Genomic DNA, 5872 nt, shown 5'->3' on the forward strand with positions numbered 1-5872 from the left:
ACCTTGGGCATGGTGACCCAGGACGGCCACCTGTTCCACGAAAGCATCGCCTCCAACCTGCGGCTGGCCCGTCCGGGCGCCAGCGAGGACCTGATGTGGGACGTACTGCGCCAGGCCCGGCTCGAGGACATGATCCGGTCGCTGCCGGACGGGCTGGACACCGTCGTGGGGGAGCGCGGCTACCGGCTCTCCGGCGGTGAACGCCAGCGGCTGACCATCGCCCGGCTGCTGATCGCCCAGCCGCGGGTGGTCATCCTGGACGAGGCCACGGCGGCGCTGGACTCCACCAACGAGGCAGCGGTCCAGGCCGCGCTCGGCGCGGCACTGGAAGGACGCACCGCCGTCGTTATCGCGCACCGGCTCTCCACGATCCGCGCCGCCGACGCCATCCTGGTGGTCGAGGGCGGTTCGATCGTGGAACGCGGGACGCACACCGAGCTGCTCGCCGCCGAGGGCCGCTACGCGGAGCTGTACCGGACCCAGTTCGCCGAGGCTACCGCGGTGGCCGCGGAGGCGCTGCCGGAGCTCTAGCCCCGGCCCGTTGCAGTCCGGCCGGCTGCCCTTACCGTCCGGCGGCCCGCTTGAGCCGCCAGGGCCGGGAGGACGTGGTCGGTCAGCAGCGGTGCGAGGTCATCGGGCAGGACGCCGTCGAGCTCCAGCCAGCGGATCTCCGCAATCTCGGCTGAGGGCCGGGCCGTCCAGCCGCCTGCGGGGTTCATCAACGTCGGCGCGGTGAACACCGTGGCCTCGATCTGCGTGGCGGCCTCGTTGGCGGCCTCGGCCAGCCAGCTCCCGAAGGGTTCGAGGTCCTCCGCGGCAACGACGATGCCCACTTCCTCCTCGAGTTCCCGGGCGGCCGCCTGTGCCGCGGATTCGCCGGCTTCGGGTTTGCCGCCCGGGTGCATGAACTTGTCGGTGCCGCGTTTGCGGACGGTGAGGAGGCGCCCGGCGTCGTCAAAGACGCAGACGGCCGATACGACAATGCGGGGGTTCATTGTTGGCTCCCAAGCCTGGTTGTTGCCGAGGGTGCGCCGGCCGCGGGCTTGCCGGCGGCCGGCACCCGGCGCAGCACGGTCTCCAGCACAAGGTCTTTGGCCGGCCCAGTGACTTCCCACCGGTAGCTGAACCCGTCGGTCCCGGTCCTGGTGTACCGGACCCGGTAGGTGTCCGGATCGCACCAATGCCGGTCCTGGTTATCCGCTCCGCCGAAACCCATGCGGTGGAAGGGCCGGCCGTCGGGGAAGAACATGTCCATCGTCTCCGGGGTGGCCGAGGGCCGGAGCAGGTACTCTCGGCTGGCGGGTCCGGTAAAGGGGTGGGCGCCTGCCGGGTTCCACTGCACGGTGCCTTCTTCGCGGAAGCGCAGGCCGCCGTCGTCGGTTGCTGTGAAGCGGACGACGCCGGTAAAGGTTCCGTGGCTGTCTGTGGCCCGGTCCACCATGGTGCGTTCCGCAGTCCAGCCGCCGAGCAGGTAGGCGCGCAGGTCGAACGGCAACTGGGAGTTCAAGTGCCCTCGATTGGAATCGAACCAACGACACCGGCTTTAGGAGAGCCGTGCTCTATCCACTGAGCTACGAGGGCGGGCGTGCGGGGTGGGTGGCTGTTCGCCGGCCCGTCCGGACACGGTTACCAGCATACAAGGTGAGGGCCCGTACTACGCTCTTGGCATGTCAGTCTCCGCCCGCAACGGGTCTCCCGAGCTTCTTTACCTACCGGACGTGGCCGTCACGCGGTTCTATGTTGGTGCGCTCGCCAAGCTCAGCGTGCTGCAGTACTTCGTCGCCGAGGCGGCGGTGATCGGGGCGTGGGCCGGGCGGTCGCCGTACAGCCGCCGCACGGGTTACATCAGCGACCTCGGCGCGCTGGGCTGTGGCGGATTCGACGGCCGCGACGTTTGTTCGCCGGCGCACCTGCTGATGAATGCCTCGTTCGTGGTGCAGGGGATCGGCATGATGGTCGGGGCGCTGCTGCTCAGCTCCGCCGTGATTGGGAGCGCCGCGGTGCTCCGGGGTGTCGCCCGGGTGCAGGGCCGGCAGGCGGTGGCCGGTGGGCGGCCGACGTCGTATGCGGCCTTTGCTGCCCGGGCGCTGAGCCTCACCGCGGGGGCCGGCACGGTCATCGTGGGGCTGGTGCCGGAAGACGCCGGTTCCGGCTGGCACCAGGCGGGTGCGCTGATGTATTTCGCCGCCGGCGGCCTGGCGCTGCTCCTGGTCGGCTGGATGTGGCGGAGGCAGACGCCGCTGGGCTGGTTCATCCTTGCCTGCGGAGCCGTTTCGCTGGCCGCGCTGGTGGCCGGCGGGGTGACGGGCATGCACGTGCCGGAGCCCGGGACCCTGGAACGGCTGATGGGTTACCCCATCACGATCGGCATGGCGGCACTGGGGCTGGTTGTTGCGCAGCGTGTCCGGCAGGACGTCGTGACAAGGAGGCGGCAGCGGGCACAGGGGAGAGCTCCCCATACCGCGGATCCCGCCCCGCCCGTAGGCTGAACCAAGGAATCTGAGCTATTGGGGGGAATTGTGGTGCAACGTACCGGAGACCCGGCGCTGAACATCTTCGAGATCAGCGGCCTGGCGTGGGCGGCCGCCGTCGACCGGGCCATGCAGGTGCTGGCTGCAGAACCGGAGGTGGATTTCGACGCCTACCAGCAGTCGCCGGGCGCCGTCGCAATGCGCCTCCTGGATCCTGCGGACACGAGCCGCCTCGACGCTGAACTCCGCGGGGCGGGCTTCGTCGGCCCGGACGGCGCCATCCGCGCTCAGTGGCTGCTGGCCGTCGCGATCTCCGCCACCGCCCCCATCCGCGTCAGCGCCGTGGCCCGGACCGCCGACGAGTCGGCGCACACAGACCTTGCACTGGCGGGCGGCCGCGGCATAGCCGTCTCCTACCGGCGGCGGGTCCGCACCACAGCCGCCGGGACGGATGTCCCCGGGGTACACGACGTCGTGGAGGTTGCCCTATTCGAGGAACAGCACGCCTGGGCCGCCGTGCGACGGATCCTTCCCGACCATGCCGAACTCCTGGCCGGCACCCCAAGCGCGGGCAGCACCCCAAGTCGGGAGGGCGGCCGCGACGTCGTCGGCGCCCGCGAGCTGCAGGACCCCGGCGACGCCGGGGTGGACCCGGACATCACCGCCGCCGTCCTGGCACCGCGCTGCACCGTGTACCTGGACGTGGTGGCAGCGCCGCCCGGGCAGGCGGCCGCCTACCTTGCCTCGGATGTCTGGTCCCTGGCGGACAACCTCTACTCAGTCCGTACCAGCGGCGACGGCGGCGGGTCCCTGGTGCTGGTGGACGCGGCCCCCGGGGATATCGCCCGGGAACTGTCCTGGCGGCTGCTTGGGGCCCGGGAGTTCCTTGCCGGTGCTGCGGGCAAGGTGGCCTGACCATGAGCATGTATGGGATGGATGTTGAGTCCGGGCGCCGGCTCAGCGAAGAACTGTCACGGGCCGGCGAGCGCCTGCTGGCGATGAGCGCCGAGCTGACCCCGGCCATCACTGGCGCGGTGTGGGAGGGCCGCGACGGTGCCCGGTTCCGGGAAGACTGGAAAGGGCACAGGCAACGGCTGATCGGTGCCGGCAACGCCCTGAAGGCCGCGTCGAACACGGTCAAGCGCGACGTCGAAGAGCAGGTCTACGCCAGCGAACACGGCGGCGGGGCCGCGGGGGTGGAAGCCGGGATTGCGCGCAGGCCCGGGGGAGAGTCCCTGTGGCAGCGGCTGGGGCTGGACCGGTTGGGCAGTGACCTTGCCGGGGAAGCGGGGGACCTCTGGAGCCAGACCGGCAAATTCATCAGCACGGTGGGTACAGCGACGGAATTCACCTGGAACTGGCTCCAGGACGGGGCGCCCATCCCGGTCCGGAACTTCATGGATGCACAGGCCAACCTGGTGGAGCAGGTCGGCCACACCGGCGATATGGGTTGGCGGTGGCTCACCACCGGGGAACCGCCGTCGCTCACCGAGGTGGTGTCCAACGGGGTGCTGCTCCGGGCCGGTGCCCTGTCGCTGGCTGCAACCGCCCTGAGCCTGGGCACGTACAACCCGCACCTGCTTGATGACGGACGCCCGGTTGCCGGTGACCCTGTCCCGGTACCGGTGGGTGACCCCGCCGAAGTGGACAAGGACGGGAGGCCCAATACCCCGGTGCCCGCAACCATAAGCGCCATCCTGGCCACCACCAACGCCGCCTATGCCGACGAGGGCAAGCCAGGGACCCCGGACGCCGCGGTGCGCATCACGTCGGTCCACAAACCCGGAGAGCCGGATGCGTACGTCATCAGCATCCCGGGAACCACACGCTGGTATCCGGACGGTGCCGCCAACGCCACGGACCTCACCGGAAACCTGCAGCTCGCCGGCGGCAACATGTCCACGGCGGCCGAGGCGGTCCGCCTGGCCATGGAGAAGGCGGGTATCCCGGCCGGCTCGCCCGTTATGCTGTCCGGGCACTCGCAGGGCGGCATGATTGCCGCGACCCTGGCCTCGGACCCTTCCTTTACCAACCGGTTCAACGTGACCAACCTCGTCACGTTCGGGTCGCCCATCGATTCGACCCCGATCCCGTCCCGGATTGATGTCCTTGCGCTGCAGCACCAGGGCGACCCGGTCCCCAAGCTCGACCTTGGAGACTTCACGCTGGGACCGGACGGGTCAGTCTCCGCAAGTCAGGACAACAGCGTGGTCAAGGTGACGCTGCCCAACCCTGCTGTTGATCCCGGGGCTGCCGGAATCGGTTATCACGACGGCGGCGAGTACGTGAAGTCCACGGGCAACCTCGAGGACCACGGCCCGATTGCCGACTACGCTCAAAAGGAGTCAACCCAGAAGTTCCTGACCTCGGACCCCGGTCAGGCCAGTTCTACCGTCTCGAGTATTTCGCGCAAGCAGTAACGCGGACCGGCCGGTGCCGGCCCATAGTGGAAGTCGACCATGAAAAACCAAATCCGGATTCTCGCAGGAGCGCTAACCGTGGGCCTACTCGCAGCATTTCTGTCAGCATGCGGACTCGGTGGGCCCTCGAAAACCGACCAGCTGGAGTCCGCCCTCCAGAAAGCCGGGATGTCCGTCCCGGGTGTGACCGCCGTCCAGGCGGACGCCAACGTCAACACGTCGGGCAAGTTCATCACCGTGAAGCTCGTGGGCGCCAGCGCTGACAAGGCGACGCTCACCCGGACGCTGGACCAGGCAATGCCGGCCCTGCTGGACAGCATCAAAGATGTGGAGGGCGGCACGTTCGGAGTAAGTATCTTCTCGCCCGACGACGCCGTCCACGCCGGCCCCGGCGACCTGGGGTACAGCGGCTCAAGCTCGTTATCGAGCGTTCGCGAATACTTCGCCCGGTAAGCGGCGGCTCCGTGTCGCCCGGGTGTCTTATGTCTCATATTGTCTGCGGCTTGCATTATCATGGGGGCATTCGCCGGAACGCTCCGGCGCTTCGCGCAGGGTACGCGTTGCCTGCACGCTGGATTGCCGGCTTTGTGATCTATGGGGGCAGATGTCTAGTCAGCTAGTTGCGCCGTCTCTGGCAGCGACTGCCTTCGGCGACCCCCAGTGCACCCCCTTCCGCGCCGCAGTCCGACGGGACCACCTCTCATGACGGTCGAAGCCCCGGCGGCACCGGGCCGCCAAGTCCACGTGAATATGCCTGCGGCGTCCGTGGACTCCTCGCCCGCCGAACGGATCATCTCCGTGCGTGAACTCCCCGGCGGCGTCGTTGAAATCGCGCTGCCGCCGAACCGGCGGATCGAGGGCCCCGAAGCTGAAGTGGCCGGAGCCACCGTGCGTGCGCTCGCCGCCGGCCAGCGCGTTCCCGTCCTGCTGGTGATCTCCGGCGTCGGCAGCGTCAGTGCGGAAGCCCGCGAAGTGTACGCG

At 69.2% G+C, this 5872-nt stretch carries 7 protein-coding genes, 1 tRNA gene and 1 pseudogene; 6 read left to right on the top strand and 3 right to left on the bottom strand.

The window, feature by feature from the left end:
* Nucleotides 1-531, top strand: a 531-nt coding sequence (locus AC1DHD_RS13415) for an ATP-binding cassette domain-containing protein (protein ID WP_476880190.1), incomplete at its 5' end; no start/stop codon positions are given.
* On the opposite strand, the gene AC1DHD_RS13420 is transcribed toward AC1DHD_RS13415, so the two are convergent.
* From AC1DHD_RS13420 to AC1DHD_RS13430, 3 genes are all read right to left on the bottom strand, one after another.
* Entirely contained in the window at nucleotides 528-995 is a 468-nt protein-coding gene (locus tag AC1DHD_RS13420; RefSeq protein ID WP_476880191.1) for an NUDIX hydrolase, read from the bottom strand. The genes AC1DHD_RS13415 and AC1DHD_RS13420 overlap by 4 nt on opposite strands.
* Complete coding sequence (locus AC1DHD_RS13425; RefSeq protein WP_476880192.1) at nucleotides 992-1507, bottom strand: DUF6314 family protein; 516 nt, start codon at nucleotides 1505-1507, stop codon at nucleotides 992-994. The genes AC1DHD_RS13420 and AC1DHD_RS13425 overlap by 4 nt, the downstream gene beginning before the upstream one ends.
* A gap of 1 nt (nucleotide 1508) precedes the next feature.
* Nucleotides 1509-1581, bottom strand: a tRNA-Arg gene (locus tag AC1DHD_RS13430).
* Between the two features lie 86 nt (nucleotides 1582-1667).
* Here AC1DHD_RS13430 and AC1DHD_RS13435 point away from each other — a divergent pair.
* From AC1DHD_RS13435 to AC1DHD_RS13455, 5 genes and pseudogenes are all read left to right on the top strand, one after another.
* Nucleotides 1668-2489, top strand: coding sequence for a DUF998 domain-containing protein (locus AC1DHD_RS13435; protein WP_476880193.1), 822 nt, complete (start codon nucleotides 1668-1670; stop codon nucleotides 2487-2489).
* Between the two features lie 30 nt (nucleotides 2490-2519).
* On the top strand, nucleotides 2520-3386 hold the full coding sequence (locus AC1DHD_RS13440) for a hypothetical protein (RefSeq protein ID WP_476880194.1): 867 nt from the start codon (nucleotides 2520-2522) through the stop codon (nucleotides 3384-3386).
* A 2-nt stretch (nucleotides 3387-3388) separates the two neighbouring features.
* Nucleotides 3389-4891: a PGAP1-like alpha/beta domain-containing protein gene (locus AC1DHD_RS13445; protein WP_476880195.1), complete on the top strand. Its 1503-nt coding sequence runs from the start codon at nucleotides 3389-3391 to the stop codon at nucleotides 4889-4891.
* Between the two features lie 39 nt (nucleotides 4892-4930).
* Nucleotides 4931-5344 carry a hypothetical protein gene (locus AC1DHD_RS13450; protein WP_476880196.1) on the top strand — a complete coding sequence of 138 codons (414 nt, stop codon included), beginning with the start codon at nucleotides 4931-4933 and terminating at the stop codon, nucleotides 5342-5344.
* A gap of 249 nt (nucleotides 5345-5593) precedes the next feature.
* Nucleotides 5594-5872: pseudogene (locus AC1DHD_RS13455) on the top strand (hypothetical protein); the annotation flags it as partial.

It is taken from the genome of Arthrobacter sp. 05L45_2 (assembly GCF_056397525.1).

Coding starts and splice junctions, on each gene's coding strand:
- AC1DHD_RS13420 (WP_476880191.1), bottom strand. CDS start 995: ATGAACCCCCGCATTGTCGTATCGGCCGTCTGCGTCTTTGACGACGCC.
- AC1DHD_RS13435 (WP_476880193.1), top strand. CDS start 1,668: ATGTCAGTCTCCGCCCGCAACGGGTCTCCCGAGCTTCTTTACCTACCG.
- AC1DHD_RS13445 (WP_476880195.1), top strand. CDS start 3,389: ATGAGCATGTATGGGATGGATGTTGAGTCCGGGCGCCGGCTCAGCGAA.
- AC1DHD_RS13450 (WP_476880196.1), top strand. CDS start 4,931: ATGAAAAACCAAATCCGGATTCTCGCAGGAGCGCTAACCGTGGGCCTA.